This is a genomic window from Modestobacter sp. I12A-02662 (assembly GCF_041028325.1).
Classification (GTDB): domain Bacteria; phylum Actinomycetota; class Actinomycetes; order Mycobacteriales; family Geodermatophilaceae; genus Modestobacter.
Genome location: NZ_JABGDE010000004.1, coordinates 14,833 through 31,159 on the forward strand (window position 1 = coordinate 14,833; position 16,327 = coordinate 31,159).

General features: G+C 75.6%; 15 protein-coding genes. 4 read left to right on the forward strand and 11 right to left on the reverse strand.

Going from position 1 to position 16,327, the window contains the following annotated elements; genetic code table 11:
• Positions 1–37: 37 nt before the first annotated feature.
• From HL189_RS05215 to HL189_RS05255, 9 genes are all read right to left on the reverse strand, one after another.
• Positions 38–1,765, reverse strand: a complete 1,728-nt coding sequence (locus HL189_RS05215) for an LpqB family beta-propeller domain-containing protein (RefSeq protein WP_369132648.1) — start codon at positions 1,763–1,765, stop codon at positions 38–40.
• On the reverse strand, positions 1,762–3,339 hold the full coding sequence (mtrB, locus tag HL189_RS05220) for an MtrAB system histidine kinase MtrB (protein WP_369132649.1): 1,578 nt from the start codon (positions 3,337–3,339) through the stop codon (positions 1,762–1,764). Before mtrB ends, HL189_RS05215 begins: the two co-directional genes overlap by 4 nt.
• Positions 3,340–3,514: 175 nt before the next feature.
• A complete protein-coding gene (mtrA, locus tag HL189_RS05225) occupies positions 3,515–4,222 on the reverse strand; it encodes an MtrAB system response regulator MtrA (RefSeq protein ID WP_369132650.1) in 708 nt (235 codons plus the stop codon).
• A 167-nt stretch (positions 4,223–4,389) separates the two neighbouring features.
• On the reverse strand, positions 4,390–5,874 hold the full coding sequence (ahcY, locus tag HL189_RS05230; protein ID WP_369132651.1) for an adenosylhomocysteinase: 1,485 nt from the start codon (positions 5,872–5,874) through the stop codon (positions 4,390–4,392).
• Positions 5,875–6,016: 142 nt separating this feature from the next.
• Positions 6,017–7,189: a mannose-6-phosphate isomerase, class I gene (gene manA / locus HL189_RS05235; protein ID WP_369132652.1), complete on the reverse strand. Its 1,173-nt coding sequence runs from the start codon at positions 7,187–7,189 to the stop codon at positions 6,017–6,019.
• A gap of 148 nt (positions 7,190–7,337) precedes the next feature.
• Positions 7,338–8,480, reverse strand: coding sequence for an SIS domain-containing protein (locus tag HL189_RS05240; protein WP_369132653.1), 1,143 nt, complete (start codon positions 8,478–8,480; stop codon positions 7,338–7,340).
• Positions 8,477–8,647: a Trm112 family protein gene (locus HL189_RS05245; RefSeq protein WP_369133055.1), complete on the reverse strand. Its 171-nt coding sequence runs from the start codon at positions 8,645–8,647 to the stop codon at positions 8,477–8,479. Before HL189_RS05245 ends, HL189_RS05240 begins: the two co-directional genes overlap by 4 nt.
• A 20-nt stretch (positions 8,648–8,667) precedes the next feature.
• Complete coding sequence (locus HL189_RS05250; RefSeq protein WP_369132654.1) at positions 8,668–10,050, reverse strand: phosphomannomutase/phosphoglucomutase; 1,383 nt, start codon at positions 10,048–10,050, stop codon at positions 8,668–8,670.
• A 107-nt stretch (positions 10,051–10,157) separates the two neighbouring features.
• Positions 10,158–10,508 carry a DUF3499 domain-containing protein gene (locus HL189_RS05255; protein ID WP_369132655.1) on the reverse strand — a complete coding sequence of 117 codons (351 nt, stop codon included), beginning with the start codon at positions 10,506–10,508 and terminating at the stop codon, positions 10,158–10,160.
• 126 nt (positions 10,509–10,634) lie between these two features.
• Between HL189_RS05255 and HL189_RS05260 the strand changes: the two genes are divergently transcribed.
• Together HL189_RS05260 and HL189_RS05265 are read left to right on the forward strand one after the other, a co-directional pair.
• Complete coding sequence (locus tag HL189_RS05260) at positions 10,635–11,099, forward strand: metallopeptidase family protein (protein WP_369132656.1); 465 nt, start codon at positions 10,635–10,637, stop codon at positions 11,097–11,099.
• A 51-nt stretch (positions 11,100–11,150) separates the two neighbouring features.
• The gene (locus HL189_RS05265) at positions 11,151–12,647 is read left to right on the forward strand and encodes a hypothetical protein (protein WP_369132657.1); all 1,497 of its coding nucleotides are present in this window, start codon (positions 11,151–11,153) and stop codon (positions 12,645–12,647) included.
• On the opposite strand, the gene HL189_RS05270 is transcribed toward HL189_RS05265, so the two are convergent.
• Both HL189_RS05270 and HL189_RS05275 read right to left on the reverse strand, forming a co-directional pair.
• A complete protein-coding gene (locus HL189_RS05270; RefSeq protein WP_369132658.1) occupies positions 12,622–13,485 on the reverse strand; it encodes a hypothetical protein in 864 nt (287 codons plus the stop codon). The two genes, HL189_RS05265 and HL189_RS05270, sit on opposite strands and share 26 nt — an antisense overlap.
• 150 nt (positions 13,486–13,635) lie before the next feature.
• Positions 13,636–13,902 (reverse strand): WhiB family transcriptional regulator, encoded by a 267-nt coding sequence (locus tag HL189_RS05275; protein ID WP_369133056.1) that lies wholly within the window; start codon positions 13,900–13,902, stop codon positions 13,636–13,638.
• 377 nt (positions 13,903–14,279) lie between these two features.
• On the opposite strand from HL189_RS05275, the gene cofD reads away from it, so the two are divergent.
• Together cofD and HL189_RS05285 are read left to right on the forward strand one after the other, a co-directional pair.
• Complete coding sequence (gene cofD, locus HL189_RS05280) at positions 14,280–15,230, forward strand: 2-phospho-L-lactate transferase (protein ID WP_369132659.1); 951 nt, start codon at positions 14,280–14,282, stop codon at positions 15,228–15,230.
• Positions 15,223–16,326, forward strand: coding sequence for a coenzyme F420-0:L-glutamate ligase (locus tag HL189_RS05285; RefSeq protein ID WP_369132660.1), 1,104 nt, complete (start codon positions 15,223–15,225; stop codon positions 16,324–16,326). Before cofD ends, HL189_RS05285 begins: the two co-directional genes overlap by 8 nt.
• Position 16,327 lies beyond the last annotated feature (1 nt).

Genomic DNA, 16,327 nt, shown 5'->3' on the forward strand with positions numbered 1-16,327 from the left:
CGCCGGCCGACGGGGGACGACGCGGCCCGGACGCGGGTCAGAGCGGGTAGAAGGGCTCCTCCCCCGCCACCGGCTCGGCTCCGCGGACCAGCGTCACCCAGGTGCCGCCGCCCAGCTCCCACAGCGTGCGGCCCGCGGTGACCAGCGGCTGCCGGCCCGGTGCCGCGGCGACCGCGGTCGGCTGGCCGGGCAGGCCCGAGGTGATCACCGGGCTGAGGTCCCAGCCGTCGACGTCCACCGTGTACGGCACGGTGCGCTCCTCGCTGGGGTCACCGGCGAGCACCATGAGGAGGCCGGAGTTCCGCCAGGCGACGTCCACGACCTGCTCGACGCTGGGCGCGACCGAGCGCAGGTCCCGCACGGTGACCGCGTCCTCGTCCCGGGCGACCGTGCCCACGAACAGCCGGCCGCCGGTCGGGCCCTCGATGACCAGGGCGGCGCGCACGCCGTCCGGGCTGAGCTGGAAGACCGTGGCCCGGCCGAGGCCGGCCAGCGTCGTGACGTTGACCGTCTGCGGGGAGCCGCCCGCGGGCAGCCGCACCACCTCGCTGCCGTCGCGCACCGTCCACACCTCCGCCCGGGTGCCGGCGGTGGTCGGCGTGGTGAAGCTGCGGCCGGCCAGCACCGGGGCCAGGTCCCCGCCGTAGGGGCCGGCGTAGAGCGTCGCCGGCGCCCCGGACGGCGAGACGGTGGTCGACACCCCGGCCATGAGCCCCAGCCCGCTGGTGCGCGGGTCGACCGAGACGCCGGCCGAGACCAGCCCGTACGCCCCGCTGCCGGCGGGGCCCGGGGCCGGGCTGGCGTCGGTGGCGCGCCGCAGCGCGCCGTCCAGCACGTAGTGGCCGACGGCGTCCACCGGCGCGTAGTCCGGGTCCAGCGCGACCCAGTCGTCGGTGCTCTGCTCCAGCGGCGTGCCGGCGATGCCCAGCGGCTGACCGTCGCGCAGCACCGTCACCCGGCGCAGGGACAGCTGCTGCATCGACCAGACCAGCTGCCCGGCGGCGGACTGCACCGTGGTGTCGGTGACGTCCGCCGGGAAGGAGACGTCGATGGTCACGTGCTGCCCGGCCACGTTCACCGTGCTGCGCAGCCGGGCACCGGACAGCGGGTTCACCACACCGGCGGCGAGCGCCGCAGACGGCCCGCTGATCAGCCGCTCCACGAGCGCGTTCGGCTGGGCCGGGCCGGAGACCAGGTAGCGCGGGTCGGGGACGACGCGGCTCCCGGTGGGGTCGAGGAAGTAGGCGTCCAGCTGGTCGTAGGTGCGGGCGAAGTCGGGCTCGAGCAGGAGCAGCCCGTCCGGCGGGTCGGTGATCCGCCACTCGCCCGACTCGTGGGACAGCGTGAACGTGTGCGTGTAGACCTGCCCGTCGGCGACGGTGAAGACACCGCGCTCGTCGACCGTGCCGACCAGCGCCGCGGTCACCTCGACGGTCCCGGACCGGGTCTGCACCGGCGCGAAGTCCGAGCTGATGATCGTCACCCCGTCGCTGTCCGACCAGGAGTCGGCGTCCTCGCCGTCCAGGTACTGGCGGGCGACCGGGTGGTTGCGGGCGGTGCTGGAGCTGGCGTCGATGAACCCGCGGACCACCTCCTCCGGGGTGGCGCCCGGCTCCGGGCCCAGCGGCTCGATGCCGACGTCGTTCCCGGGGAGCTCGGCGACCTGGGTGATCTGCACCGTCGCCGAGCTGCTCGGGACGGTGCTGCAGCCGCTGACCAGGGCGAGCAGCAGCGCGAGCACCGGCAGCCCGCGGCGCGCCGTCACGACTCGCTCCCCGGCGGTCGGAGGTTCACCGGGCGCAGCGGCAGGGGCGAGCTGGTGAGGTCCGCGCCCCCCTCCAGCGGCAGGGTGAGGCGGAACTGGGCGCCCGCGCCCGGCATGCCCCACACCTGCAGCCAGCCGCCGTGCAGCCGGGCGTCCTCCAGGCTGATCGACAGTCCCAGTCCGCTGCCGCCCACGGTGCGCACCCGCGAGGGGTCGGCCCGCCAGAAGCGGTCGAAGACGTGCTGCGCGTCGGCGGTGCCCAGGCCCACGCCGTGGTCGCGGACGGTGACCGCCGCGGCGGTGCGGTTGGCGGCCAGGGTGATCTCCACGGGTTGGCCGGCGCCGTGCTCGATGGCGTTGCCGACCAGGTTGCGCAGCACCCGCTCGACCCGCCGTCCGTCGACCTCGGCGACCACCGGGGTGCCCGGCGCGCTGACGACCAGCTCGCAGCCGTGCCGGGCGGCCAGCGCGGTCATCCCGCCGACCACCCGGTCGACCAGGCCGCGCAGCTCCTGCGGCTCGGCGTCCAGCACCGCGGCGCCGGCGTCGTAGCGGCTGATCTCCAGCAGGTCCGACAGCAGCACCTCGAAGCGGTCCAGCTCCTCGCGCAGCAGTTCCGCGGACCGGGCCACCGCCGGGTCGAAGTCCGCGCGGGCCTCGTGCAGCACCTCGGCGGCCATCTGCACCGTCGTCAGCGGCGTGCGGAGCTCGTGCGAGACGTCGGAGGTGAACCGCTGCTGCAGCTGGGACAGGGCCTCGAGCTGGGTGATCTGCTTCTGCAGGCTGTCGGCCATCGCGTTGAAGCTGGACGCCAGCCGAGCGAGGTCGTCCTCGCCGCGCACGACCAGGCGCTCCTCCAGGTGCCCCCCGGCCAGCCGCTGGGCACCGCCGGCGGCCCGGCGCACCGGGTCGACCACGAGCCGGGTCACCAGCACGCCGATCCCGGCGACGAACAGCGTCAGGACGGCGCAGGTGACGACGACGGTGCTCCGGATCCCCTCGAGGCTCTCCTGCTCCTGGACCAGCGGGAACGCGAAGTACACCTCCACGCTCTCCTCGCTGCGCGCGTCGGTCGGCACGGGGGCGCCGACGAGCAGCGTCGGGACCTCCTCACCCGCGGCGTCGGGGACCGGTGCGTAGCGGTAGGCCTGCGCGCCGTCGGCCACCTGCGCGCGCAGGTCGCCGGGCAGCGCGGGGTAGACCTCCGAGCGGCTCACCGCGGAGCGCTCGTCGTCCCCGGACCGGTAGACCATCACGACGTCGAAGTCACCGGCCGAGCCGCCGCGGGACTGCAGCCCGGCGACCGTGCGGGACAGCGTGGTGCGGATGCTCGCCGCGTCCCCGGTGGCGATGCCGCTGACCTCCGTCTGCGCGTACTGGACCCCGCGCAGCGCCTGGTCGACGGCGGCCTGGCGCTTGGCGCCGAGCAGCTGGTCGCTGATCTGCCGGAACAGCACCAGGCTGACCACCACGACCAGGAGGCCGGCGACGAGCATCGTGATCGCCCCGACCCGCAGCTGCAGGGAGGAGCGCCACACGTGCCGTGCCCTGCGGGCGAACCGCACGCTGGTCACCAGGGCACGGCGCCGGGCCCGGCGCAGGCGGCGCCGCACCCGGGTGGTCCGCGACCGGCGGCCGGGCCCGGGCTCGGCGGGAGGTTGCGGCGCGGCGCCCGGGGGAACCGGTGCGCCGGTCGCCGGGCTCCCGGACGACGTGCTGACGGTGCTCACCAGCCCGACGAGCTCCCGCTCATGGCGGGCCGGCCTTGTACCCCACGCCGCGGACCGTGAGCACGATCTCGGGCTTCTCCGGGTCGCGCTCGACCTTGGCGCGCAGCCGCTGCACGTGCACGTTCACCAGCCGGGTGTCGGCAGCGTGCCGGTAGCCCCAGACCTGCTCGAGCAGCAGCTCCCGGGTGAACACCTGGCGCGGCTTGCGGGCGAGCGCCACCAGCAGGTCGAACTCCAGCGGGGTCAGCGCGATCGACGTGCCGTCCCGGGTGACCTGGTGGGCGGGGACGTCGATCTGGACGTCGCCGATCGCCAGCGTCTCGGCCTGGCCGTTCTCCCCGCGGCGGAGCTGGGCCCGCACGCGGGCGACCAGCTCCACGGGCTTGAACGGCTTGGTGACGTAGTCGTCGGCGCCGGCCTCCAGCCCCTGGACGACGTCGATCGTGTCGCCCTTGGCGGTCAGCATGATCACCGGCACCGTCGACTGCGTCCGGATGTCCTGGCAGATCTGGATCCCGTTGCGGCCGGGCAGCATCAGGTCCAGCAGGACGAGGTCCGGTCGCAGCTGCTGGAAGGTGGTCAGCGCGCGGGCACCGTCGGACACGAAAGCCGGTTCGTAGCCCTCACGCCGCAGCACGATGCCGAGCATCTCGGCGAGTGCGGCGTCGTCGTCGACGACCAGGACACGGCCGCGGCTGGAGCCCGTGGTGGGTGCGGAAGGTGGCACGGCGCCATTGTGCGCGACGCCCGCCACCACCGACTCCGCCCCGCCGGGAGAACTCACCCAGCGGGGCGGAACGGAACGCTGCTGAGCTCGCGACGTCACCAGCTGATGGCCCCCTTGCAGGGTCCCGCCGCGAGCTTGCGAGTGGCGGGGGGCAAGGGGGTCCTTCGTCAGTAGCGGTAGTGGTCGCTCTTGTACGGGCCCTCGACGGGGACGCCGAGGTAGTCGGCCTGCACCTTGGACAGCTCGGTCAGCTTGACGCCGAGGGCGTCGAGGTGGAGCCGGGCGACGTGCTCGTCGAGCTTCTTCGGCAGCACGGTGACGCCAGGGGTCTGCCCCTCGTAGGCGGCCCGGTTGGACCACAGCTCGATCTGGGCGAGCGTCTGGTTGGAGAACGACGCGCTCATCACGAAGCTGGGGTGCCCGGTGGCGTTGCCCAGGTTCAGCAGCCGGCCCTCGGAGAGCACGATGATCGTGTGGCCGTCGGCGAACCGCCACTCGTCGACCTGCGGCTTGATGGTGGTCCGCGTGATGCCCGGGGTGCGGGCCAGGCCGGCGATGTCGATCTCGTTGTCGAAGTGACCGATGTTGCCGATGATCGCCTGGTGCTTGGTCATCCCGAGCTGCTCGGCGGTGATGATGTCCTTGTTGCCGGTCGCGGTGATGATGATGTCGGCCTTGCCGATGACCTCGTCGAGGGTGGTCACCTCGTAGCCGTGCATCGCGGCCTGCAGCGCGTTGATCGGGTCGATCTCGGTGACGATCACCCGGGCGCCCTGGCCGCGCAGCGACTCCGCGCAGCCCTTGCCGACGTCGCCGTAGCCGCAGACCACGGCCACCTTGCCGCCGATCATCACGTCGGTGGCCCGGTTGAGGCCGTCGATGAGCGAGTGCCGGCAGCCGTAGAGGTTGTCGAACTTGCTCTTGGTGACCGAGTCGTTCACGTTGATCGCCGGGAACAGCAGCCGGCCCTCGCGGGCGAGCTCGTAGAGCCGCAGGACGCCGGTGGTCGTCTCCTCGGTGACGCCCCTGATGCCCTGGCCGATCCGGGTCCAGTACTGCCCGTCGGTGGCCAGCGTGCCGCGCAGCACGTCGAGGATGACGCCGTACTCCTCGGAGTCGGCGTCGGTGGTGTCGGGGACGACGCCGTCGGCCTCGAAGCGGGTGCCCAGGTGCACGAGCAGGGTCGCGTCGCCGCCGTCGTCGAGCACCATGTTCGGGCCGACGACCTCGCCCGCCTCGTCGCGGAACTCGAACAGCCGCTGGGTGCACCACCAGTACTCCTCCAGCGTCTCGCCCTTCCAGGCGAAGACCGGGACGCCGGTGGGCTGCTCCGGGGTGCCGCCGCCGACGACGATGGCCGCGGCGGCGTGGTCCTGGGTGGAGAAGATGTTGCAGCTCACCCAGCGCACGTCGGCGCCGAGCGAGACCAGCGTCTCGATGAGGACGGCGGTCTGGATGGTCATGTGCAGGGAGCCGGCGATCCGGGCCCCGGCCAGCGGCTGCGCGTCGCCGTACTCCTCGCGCAGCGCCATCAGGCCGGGCATCTCGTGCTCGGCGAGGGTGATCTCCTTGCGGCCGAAGCCGGCGAGGGAGAGGTCGGCGACCGTGAAGTCGCCGTCGGTCAGTACACGCGTGCCGGTGCTGGCAGTCATGTCGCTCCACGTCCGCGCCCAGCCTCAGGGGCGAGCGCTCTCAGTCGGGATGTGTCGAAGGAGAGCGAGCATGCCGAGGCTTCGGCGGGGCTCGAGCCGTCTCCCAGGGTACCGCGCGGCACGCCGTCCCCGAGAGCCCTTTTCAGAGCCCGGTGGTCGCCCGGTACAGCACGGCCGGGCCGCGCGCGCTCACCGGCGAACCGGCGGGCACGAACGCCGAGCTGCCCCGCTCCAGGACCAGCTCCCCGTCCGGGCCGGCCAGCACCGCGGTGCCCTCGGTGCACAGCAGCACCTGCGGGCCGGCGGTGGTGAGCACACCCGGGGCGACGTCGACCTGGCACCGGGTGAGGTCGAAGTCGTCGACCGGCACCGGGTAGCGCAGCCCGCCGGGGCCGAGCACCGGGTGCAGCACCGGGACCTTGCCGTCGCTGAAGTCCAGCACCTCGATCAGCGCGGCCAGGTCGACGTGCTTGGTGGTCAGGCCGCCGCGCAGCACGTTGTCGGAGCTGGCCATGACCTCCACGCCGGCGCCGCTGAGGTACGCGTGCAGGTTGCCCGCGGGCAGGAACACGGCCTCGCCCGGGGCGAGCTTCAGGTGGTTGCACATCAGGGAGATGACGACGCCGGGGTCACCGGGGTAGGACTCGGCCAGGGTGGCCGCCCACCGGTAGGTGTTGATGAACTCGGGGTCGTGCGCGGCGACGAACTCGGCGGCCCGGTTCGCGACCGCGGTCACCAGCGAGTCGCGGCGCCGCGCGGAGAGGGCCAGCAGCTGCGGGATCGCGGCGCGCAGGCCACCGCGGGCGAGCGCGGCGATCGTCGGCTTCAGCTCCGGCAGCTGCAGCTTGGCCAGGCAGTGCAGGGACTCCTCGACCGGGCGGAACCCGCACAGCGCCTCGACCGGCGTGATCGCGACCAGGATCTCCGGCTTGTGGCACGCGTCCTTGAAGGTGCGCGTCGGGTCGTCCCGCGGGATGCCGGCCGCCTCCTCCGCGGCGAAGCCCGCCTCGGCCTGCGCCGTGGTCGGGTGCGCCTGCAGCGACAGCGGCCGGTCGGCGGCCAGGACCTTCATCAGGAAGGGCAGCCGGGCCCCGAACCGCTGGTGCACGACCGGCCCCAGCAGGAGGTCCGGGTCGGCGGCGATCGCCACGTCGAGACCGGTGCCGTCGGCCAGCCGGGAGGGGGCATCCGGGTGGGCGCCCATCCACAGCTCGGCGTACGGCTCGTCCGCCGGGGAGGGCAGCCCGAGCAGGTCGGGGATCACCGTGCGACTGCCCCAGGGGTAGTGCCGCACGGGACTGTCGAGCTGCCACATCACGGACGAGGCTATCGGTGCGGAGGTCACCCGTCCTCGATCGGCCACACGGGACCCGCGCTCCAGCACCGGCGCCGGTCGGGTCACCCGGGAGGGGCAGGCACCCGGCGGGGCGCGCCGGTGACCGCGGCCGGCCGCGGGATGCCCCTCACGGGCGCAGCGCCCGCTCGTGGTCCAGCGCCAGCGCCAGGTAGACGGCGCTGAAGTCGGCGACGGCCAGCTGGCGAGCGAGCCGGACCAGGCGGGGCTCCTGAGGGGCCTCCGTCTGCTCGGCGAGGCTGCTGACCGGCACGTTGTGCGCCGCGGCGATCCGCAGCAGCTCGGCCATGGCCTCCTCGGCCGACCGGGGCTCGCGCTCGCCGCCGTCGGGACCGCCGCCGTCGGCGTCCCGGATGGTGAGCAGCCGCAGCCGCCGGCCGGCGTCCTCGACCCGGTCGCGGAAGAAGTCGTCCCCGCTGTCGGAGGCGGCCAGCGGGCCGGCGAGGACGGTGCGGGCGGCGACCCGCTGGTCGGGCAGCCGGAAGCCGGCCACCGGCAGGCCGGCCAGGGTGGCCAGCTGGTCGGCGACCCGGCCGGCGGCGGCACCGGCGAGCGGCCCCTCCGCGGCGATGACCGGCAGCGCGTCCAGCAGCTCCAGCGCCAGCGTCTTGGCCGGGTTCACGAACGACTCGCGGGCCGGGCCGCACTGGGTGGCCACCTCGTCCAGCGCCGCGGCGATCAGCTCGGTGTCCGCGACGCCCTCGGCGAGCAGGCCGAGGTCGGTGGCGAGCAGCAGCATCGGGGTGAGCAGCGACCACAGCGTCGCGTGCCGCACCCGGGAGCCGGGCAGCGCGACGTAGGGCGCGCGGGCGCTGGCGCACACCGTCCGCAGCGGCGCGTCGTCCGCCCCGACCCCGACCAGCGCGACCCCGCGGCGGGCGGCCTCGTAGGCGGGGGTGACCGCGTACCGGCCGGCGCCGGTGCGGGTGGCCACCACGGCGAGGTCCGTCGGCCCCAGCCAGACCGGCAGCGCCGGCCCCGGGACGACGTCCACGGTGACCGGGCTGGAGGGCCCCAGCAGCGCGCGCAGCACCTCGGCGGCGACCGCACCCTCCCGGCGGGCGACGACGACCAGCCCGCGCGGACGGCCACCGGCGGTCACCCGCGCCAGGTCGGCCTCCTGGGTCAGCCGCGCGGTCTCCCGCACCTGGGCCCCGGCTCCGGCGACCGCGGGCAGCAGCTCCTGCGGGTCCCGCTGCCGCAGCAGCTCCAGGTCGTTGAGGACCTGCTCGGCGAGCTCCGGCGACGTCACGTCGGCCGCCGGCGCGCCTCGTCCAGCAGCAGGACCGGGATCCCGTCACGCACGGGGAAGGCGCGCGAGCAGGTCGGGCAGACCAGCTCACCGGCCTCGACGTCGACGGTCAGCGGTGAGTGGTGGGTGTCCGGGCAGGCGAGGATCTCCAGCAGCTGCGGGTCGATGCCCAGCGTCTCGTCCCCGCTCACGCCCGCACCAGCTCCAGCACCTCGTCGCGCAGCTCCTGGACGCGGGCCGCGTCCGGCGCCTCCACGTTGAGCCGGAGCAGCGGCTCGGTGTTGCTGGCCCGCAGGTTGAACCAGGCGCCGTCGGGCAGGGTCACGGTCAGCCCGTCGAGCTCGTCGAAGGTCACGCCCTCCCGCTCGCCGTAGGTCTTGCGCACCGCCTCGACCCGACCGGCCTGGTCGGTGACGGTGGAGTTGATCTCACCGGAGGCGACGTACCGCTCGTAGGCGGCGGTCAGGTCCGAGAGCGGGCGGGACTGCTCTCCCAGGGCCGCGAGCACGTGCATGGCCGCGAGCATGCCGGTGTCGGCGCGCCAGAAGTCGCGGAAGTAGTAGTGGGCCGAGTGCTCCCCGCCGAACACCGCGTCGGTGCGGGCCATCTCCGCCTTGATGAAGGAGTGCCCCACCCGGGTGCGCACCGGCTGCCCGCCGTGCTCGCGCACGATCTCCGGGACCGCCTGCGACGTGATCAGGTTGTGGATGATCGTCGTCCCGTGGCCCTTGGCGAGCTCGCGGACTGCGACGAGCCCGGTGATCGCCGAGGGGCTGACCGGCTCGCCGCGCTCGTCGATGATGAAGCACCGGTCGGCGTCCCCGTCGAAGGCCAGGCCGATGTCGGCCGCGTGCTCGCGCACCGCGGCCTGCAGGTCGACCAGGTTGGCCGGGTCCAGCGGGTTGGCCTCGTGGTTGGGGAAGGAGCCGTCGAGCTCGAAGTACATCGGCACGATCTCCAGCGGCAGCCCGGAGAGCACGACCGGGACGGTGAAGCCGCCCATGCCGTTGCCCGCGTCGACGACCACCTTCAGCGGTCGGATGCCGGACAGGTCGACCAGCTGCTTGAGGTAGGCGGCGTACTCGGCGACCAGGTCGCGGCTGCTCACCGTGCCCACCCGCTCGGGCTGCCGGGCGAAGGCGCTGCCGGGCTCGTCGATCTCCTGCTCGGCCCAGGTGCGGATCTCCACCAGCCCGGAGTCCTGGCCGATGGGGGCGGCGCCGGCGCGGCACAGCTTGATGCCGTTGTACTGCGCCGGGTTGTGGCTGGCGGTGAACATGGCGCCGGGCAGCTCCAGGGAGCCGGCGGCGAAGTAGAGCATGTCCGTGGAGCCGAGCCCGGCCTCGACGACGTCCAGGCCGCGGGCGAGCACCCCCTCGGCGAACGCCCGGGAGAGCGGGACCGACGAGTCGCGCATGTCGTGCGCGGTGACGACCGCGGTCGCGCCGCTCTCGCTGTGCACGAACTCGGCGAACGCCGCCCCGATGGCCCGCGCCACGGACTCGTCCCACTGCTCGGGGACCAGCCCACGGACGTCGTAGGCCTTGATGATCGACGTCAGGTCGGACAACTGCACACCCTCACACTCGCTCGCCGTGCCGGGACCGGCACGCACGCGACCCTAGCGGCGGGAACCGGAGCGCAGCGCGCCGAGCAGGTCCGAGCCGCTCGTCCGGGTCAGGTGAGGTCGGGGAGCACCCGCAGGTGCCCGCGGCGCGTGCCCCGGCCGTCGTCGGCGGGGTCGCGCGGGGGCTCGGGGCGGGCGGCCTCGCGGACCGCGTCGGCCAGCGCCAGCAGGTCGTCACCGGTCGGCCCGGTGTCCTCGGCCTCGATCTCGTGACGAACGACCTCCCAGCCCCGCGGCACGGTCAGCCGCTGGGCGTGGAACTCGCACAGGTCGTAGCTGTGCGGCTCCGAGTAGGTCGCCAACGGGCCGACGACGGCCGTGGACTCCGCGTACACGTAGGTCAGGGTCGCCGCAGCCGGTTGCGCGCAGCCGCTGCGCGAGCAGCGACGTGACTGCCTCACCACCGGTTCCTCACGCTGGGCACACTAACGGCGAATCCCCCTCTCCGGGAGGAGGCGCACCGAACGGGCCCGCCGGACGCGCCAGGCGGACGCCGCGGGAGCCGGGAGACGTAGGCTGCCTGCGCGATGGACCGTCCCCCTCCCCGTGCCCGGCGCAGCCGGCGCGACCGCCACGGCCGAGGTCTGCGCGGGCGCCTGGTGCCCCCGACCCTGCCGCTGTCCCGCAGCCGCGCCGAGCAGTTCGACGACCTCGTGCTCGACGCGGTCGAGGACCTGGAGCGCCGCTGGGAGCGGGAGCTGGCCGGCGTGGAGTTCGCCGTCGAGGACGTGCCGTGGGTGGACCACAGCAGCCCCGACGAGGTGGTGCTGGACTCCGACGTCCTGGACGACGGCAGCGTGCCCCTGGCCCGCGTCCTGCCCGCGCACCGCGAGGACGGCCACGACCACCCGGCGCGGATCGTGGTCTACCGGCGGCCCCTGGAGATCCGGGCCGCCGACCGCGAGGACCTCGCCGACCTCGTGCGCGACGTCGTCGTCGACCAGGTGGCGGTGCTGCTCGGGCGGGACCCGGAGGAGATCGACCCCGCCTAGCCCTGGGGGCGACGGCCCGCCTCGAGCGCCACTGACATATTGGGTGGCGAGATGAGCGCACCGATCGACAGCCCAGGGGCACGCCGGCCGTGGGTCGTGGGGACCGCGGTCGCGGCGCTCGTCCTCGCGGTCGTGGCCCTGGTCTGGGCGCTGCGGCCCGGCGGCGCCACGGCCGCCGCCAGCTTCACCGTCACCCCCCGCGCGGCGGACGGCGCGGACGCCGCCCTGCTGCTGGCGGACCGGTACACCACCCTGGCCGGGTCCGCGGGCACGGTGCGCGCGGCGCGGGAGCGGGAGCCCGCCCTGGCCGACGTGTCCGTGGACCGGCTGGCCGAGGGCCTGGCGGTGGAACGGAGCCCGGCCGGCGCCACGATCACCGTGCGCGTGACGCTCCCCGACCCCGGCACGGCGGCCGCGGCGGCCGACGCCGTCGTCGGCACCCTGGTGGAGCGCGGTGCGGAGGAGGACCTGGTCGACGTCGAGCCGGGCGCCGAGGCGTCGGCCGGCCGGGCCGACACCCGTCCCGACCCGGTGCCCTGGACGATCGGCGGGCTGCTGCTCGCCCTGGTCTGCGGGCTCGCGGCGGCGGCCGTCGGGCGGGGGCCCGGCCGGCGCGGGCCCGGCGTCCCTCCCCCGCCTCCGGCGGAGCCGCCCGCGGTCGAGCCGCCCGCGGTGGAGCCGGGAGCCGGCGGCCCGTTCCGGCACGACGACCTGCCCGGTTTCCTGGAGCACCCGCCGGGGTCGCCGCCCGCCGCCCCGCCGGCACCCCCGGTCCTGGTCCCCGCCGCCGTGCCCGCGCCGCGGCCGGCGGAGTCGGCGAACGGCCACCGTCCCGCCTCCGGACCGGGCGGCCGGCGGGCCGTCGGCGTCGCGGTGGCGACCTCCCTCGTGCTCAGCGCCGCGGCGCTGGCGGTCGCGGTCAGCCGCGACCGGCCCGCTGCCCCGGCGCCGGCGGCCGCACCCGGTCCGCCGACCGGCTCGGCCCCGCCGGAGCAGGACGCGCCGCTGGCGACGACGGCCGCGCCGCCGACCGCGACCGCCGCCGGCGACCTGGCCTTCGCCTCGGTGCCGCTGGGGAGGGACGGCGTGGCGGCGAGCGTGGTCTTCGACGGCGTGCTGCTGGAGCAGCGGGCGGTGGGGCTCACGGTCACCTATCCGGCGGTCAGCCTCTCCACCGACGGGGAGCAGGCCCTGGCCCACGTCCGGTTCCCCACGTACAACTGCCTCACCGACGAGCCACCGGCCGACCCGCTCGCCGCGGGGTGCGCGCGGTCGATCACCGAGTACGCCGACCTGGCCACCCCCGACCTGCAGGTCACCCGGGAGGCCGGCCGGATCGAGCTGGTCGGCCTCTTCCCGACATACACCCGACCCAACGGGACGGCGCCGGCCTACACCGGCCGGGCCTACCGGCTGACCGCGGCCGTCAGCGCCGAGGGCGCGGAGCGGGACGGGCAGGCGCCGGCCACCGGCGTCGTCCGCCTCGGCCTGGACAGCGCGCCGACCGCCGCCGGCCGCGGGGTCAACCTGCTGCAGTTCCCCGGCTGACCCCGGCCCGGTGGACACCCCGCCGGGTCAGCGACACCAGCCCTGCGGAGGCGGTCAGCGACGCCCACGGAGAGCCCAGCTCCCGGCGCAGCCCGCCGCCGTCGCTCCAGCCCCACCAGGGCCAGCGGTCGGTCCCGTCCGGACGGCGGTCCAGCAGGGTGAGCAGGACGGCGGTGACGTCGTCCCCGCGGCGCACGACGGCGACCTCGAGCCAGCCGATCGCCGCGTGCAGCCGGGCCGCGGCGCGGACGAAGGAGCGCTGGTCGGCCGGGACGCGGGCGAGCAGCGCCGGGAGGACCCGCTCGAGTGCGGCGGGGTCGGTGCTGCGGTGGACCTCGCCGACCGAGTCCAGCTCGTCGACCAGGCGACGGCTGCGGGTGGTCCCGGTGGCGGCGTCGGGCAGGCACGCGGCCAGCGAGCTGAGCGTCGGGTCGCCCAGCGGGAGACCGGCCAGCCGGAGCGTCCACGGACCGCGGAGGCCGGCCAGCAGGTCGAGCACGCCGTCGGCGAGCCGCCCGGCGGTCTCGGGGTCCCGCGCGTGGAGCCGGCACTGCGGCCGCCCCTCGGGCAGCGGGCCGGGCCCGGCACCGAGCAGGGCCACCGCGGTGGCCGGCCCGCGCCGGCGGAGGGTCAGCAGGGCGAGCCCGTCGGGGCGGCCCTGCAGGTGCGGCTCGACCACCACCGCCCGCGCGCGGACCCGGGCGGGCTGCGCGTTCAGCGCGGCGGTCAGCCACGGACCGCGGGAGGTGGGGGGAACGGCGAGACGGGACATCAGCGGCGCGGCGGCCCGGATCTCCCGGACCACGCGAGCGCGGCCGTCGGCGATCCGGAGGGGCACGTGACCCAGTCGACCACACGCGCGCCCGGGGACGGGAGGCTGGTCTCCGCTCCGGGAGAGGAACGGGGCGGTGACCCGGTGGTCAGTCGGTCAGCCGGGGCGGTGCGGCAGCTGCTCGGCCCGCGCGCCGGCTCGGTCCTGCGGAGGGGGTCAGAAGGCGCGGCGGCGCAGCCGGCGGCGCTCCCGCTCGGAGAGCCCGCCCCAGATGCCGAAGCGCTCGTCGTTGGCCAGCGCGTACTCCAGGCACTCGGCGCGCACCTCGCAGCCGGTGCAGATCTTCTTCGCCTCGCGGGTGGAGCCGCCCTTCTCCGGGAAGAACGCCTCGGGGTCGGTCTCGGCGCACAGCGCGCGGTCCTGCCACCCCTGCTCGTCGTCCAGCCCCGGCAGGGTGGCGTCGAACCCGCCTGGGAGGCCCAGGACATCCCGTCCCGGCCCGGGGGGCGCGGCCCCCGCGGCGGCCGACCTGTACTCGCTCAACCACGACACCTCGGTCATCACGATGCGTCCTCTCCGGCTCGTCCCCGGCGTTCGTCCCCCGGCGGTTCCCGAGCTCCGTCGCCTGATGACAACGTCGGAATTACACGCGTGTCGTTGAGTCGAGGTCAAGTTGGGGTGCTGTAACGCCCCACACCACCCGCCCCACCAGTCACAACTTGTTCGGAAATGGTCACAGGAGACCCCGACACGCCGTTGCGTCCAACACCTTCTGCCCACGGTGCCGAGCGCTTTCATCAAGGTCAACAACCGGTGCCCGGGGCTGTCCGTACACAAGTGACGACGTGCAGGATGGGTTCGTGCACATCGTCGTCCTGGCCGGAGGCGTCGGCGGCGCCCGCTTCCTCCGTGGGGTGACGGCCGCCGCACCCGGCGCCCGGATCACGGCCGTGATCAACACCGGGGACGACGTCACCCTGCACGGGCTGCGGATCTGCCCCGACCTGGACTCCGTCATGTACACGCTCGGTGACGGCATCGACGAGGACCGCGGCTGGGGTCGCCGGGACGAGACGTGGACCGTCCGGGCGGAGCTGGCCGCCTACGGGGCGGAGCCGACCTGGTTCGGGCTCGGCGACCGCGATGTGGCCACCCATCTGGTCCGGACCCGGATGCTCGACGCCGGCTACCCGCTGTCGGAGGTGACCGCGGCCCTCGCCGACCGGTGGCGGCCCGGGGTCCGCCTGCTCCCGATGAGCGACCAGCGGGTGGGGACCCACGTCGTGGTCACCGACCCGGCAACCGGCCGGACCCGGGCGATCCACTTCCAGGAGTGGTGGATCCGCCACCGCGCGGCGCTGGACGCCCACCGCTTCGTCCAGGTCGGTGTCGACGACGCCCGCCCCGCCCCCGGCGTCCTGGAGGAGCTGGCCGCCGCCGACGCGGTGCTGCTGGCCCCCTCGAACCCCGTGGTCTCCATCGGCACCGTGCTGGGCGTGCCCGGCATCCGCGACGCGGTGCGCGCCGCCGGCAGCCGGGTGGTCGGCGTCTCCCCCATCGTCGGCGGGGCCGCGGTGCGCGGGATGGCCGACCGCTGCCTGCCCGTCGTCGGGGTGGAGGTCAGCGCGGAGGGCGTCGGCCGGCACTACGGCGCCCGGTCCGCCGGCGGGCTCCTCGACGCGTGGCTGGTGCACACCGGCGACGCGGCCGACGTCCCCGGCGTCGACGTGCGGGCGGTCCCCCTGCTGATGACCGACCCGGAGGCCACCACGGCGCTGGCCCGCGCGGCCCTGGACGCTGCGCGTGCCTAGGCCCGGGCCGCCGCCGGGCGTCTCGGTGCACCCGGTGCCGGGGCTGCCCGAGTTCGTCCCCGGGGACGACCTGGCGGCGGCGATCGCCGGCGCCGCCCCCTGGCTGGCCGACGACGACGTCGTCGTCGTCACCTCCAAGGTGGTGGCCAAGACCGAGGGCAACCTCGTCCCCGTCGCGCCGGGCACCGACCGGGAGGCCGCCCGGCTGCGGGCCGTCGACGCCGAGACGGTCCGCGTCGTGGCCCGGCGGGGGCCGCTGCGCATCGTGGAGACCCGCCACGGCTGGGTCGTGGCCGCCGCCGGCATCGACACCTCCAACGTGGCCGCCGACGCCCTGGTCCTGCTGCCGGCCGACGCCGACGCCTCGGCCCGGCAGCTCCGCGGGCGACTCCGGGAGCTGCTCGGCGTGACGGTGGCGGTGGTGGTCAGCGACACCTTCGGCCGCCCGTGGCGCGACGGCGTCGCCGACGTGGCGATCGGCGCGGCCGGCCTCCCCGCCCTGGTGGACCACCGGGGCGCGGTGGACGCCCACGGCAACGTGCTGGAGACCACCCAGGTCGCCGTGGTCGACGAGGTCGCCGCGGCGGCGGACCTGGTCAAGGGCAAGCTCGCCGGCGTCCCGGTGGCCGTGGTCCGCGGCCTCGCCCCGGCTCCCCCGGACCCCGACCTCGGCGCCCGGCCGCTCGTGCGGCTCGGCGCCGGCGACCTGTTCCCGCTCGGCAGCCGCGACGTGGTGGGCGGGCGGGCCGTCCCGGCCGTGCTCGCCGCCCGCCCCGGCGGTCCGGCCGCGGTCGCCGAGGCGTTCCGGGCCGCGGTGGCCGCGCTCCCGGAGTTCCCGGTGGTCTTCCGCTACGGCAGCGAGGACGACGACTCCCCCGTCGTCGACGTGCACCTCGCCGACCCGATCACCCCCACCACCGCGCTCGCCCTCGGCGCGGTGGTGGCCGCGGCACTGGTCCAGCTGCGGGCCGAGGGGTGGGCGACCCGGTGGGAGCCGGCCGGCACGCTCGGCGGCAGCTCGCTGGCCGGCCGGGTGTGGATCGGCGACCCGGGCCGGGCCGGAGGCGGCGCGGGGCCGTCCCCGGCGACTCGTTAGC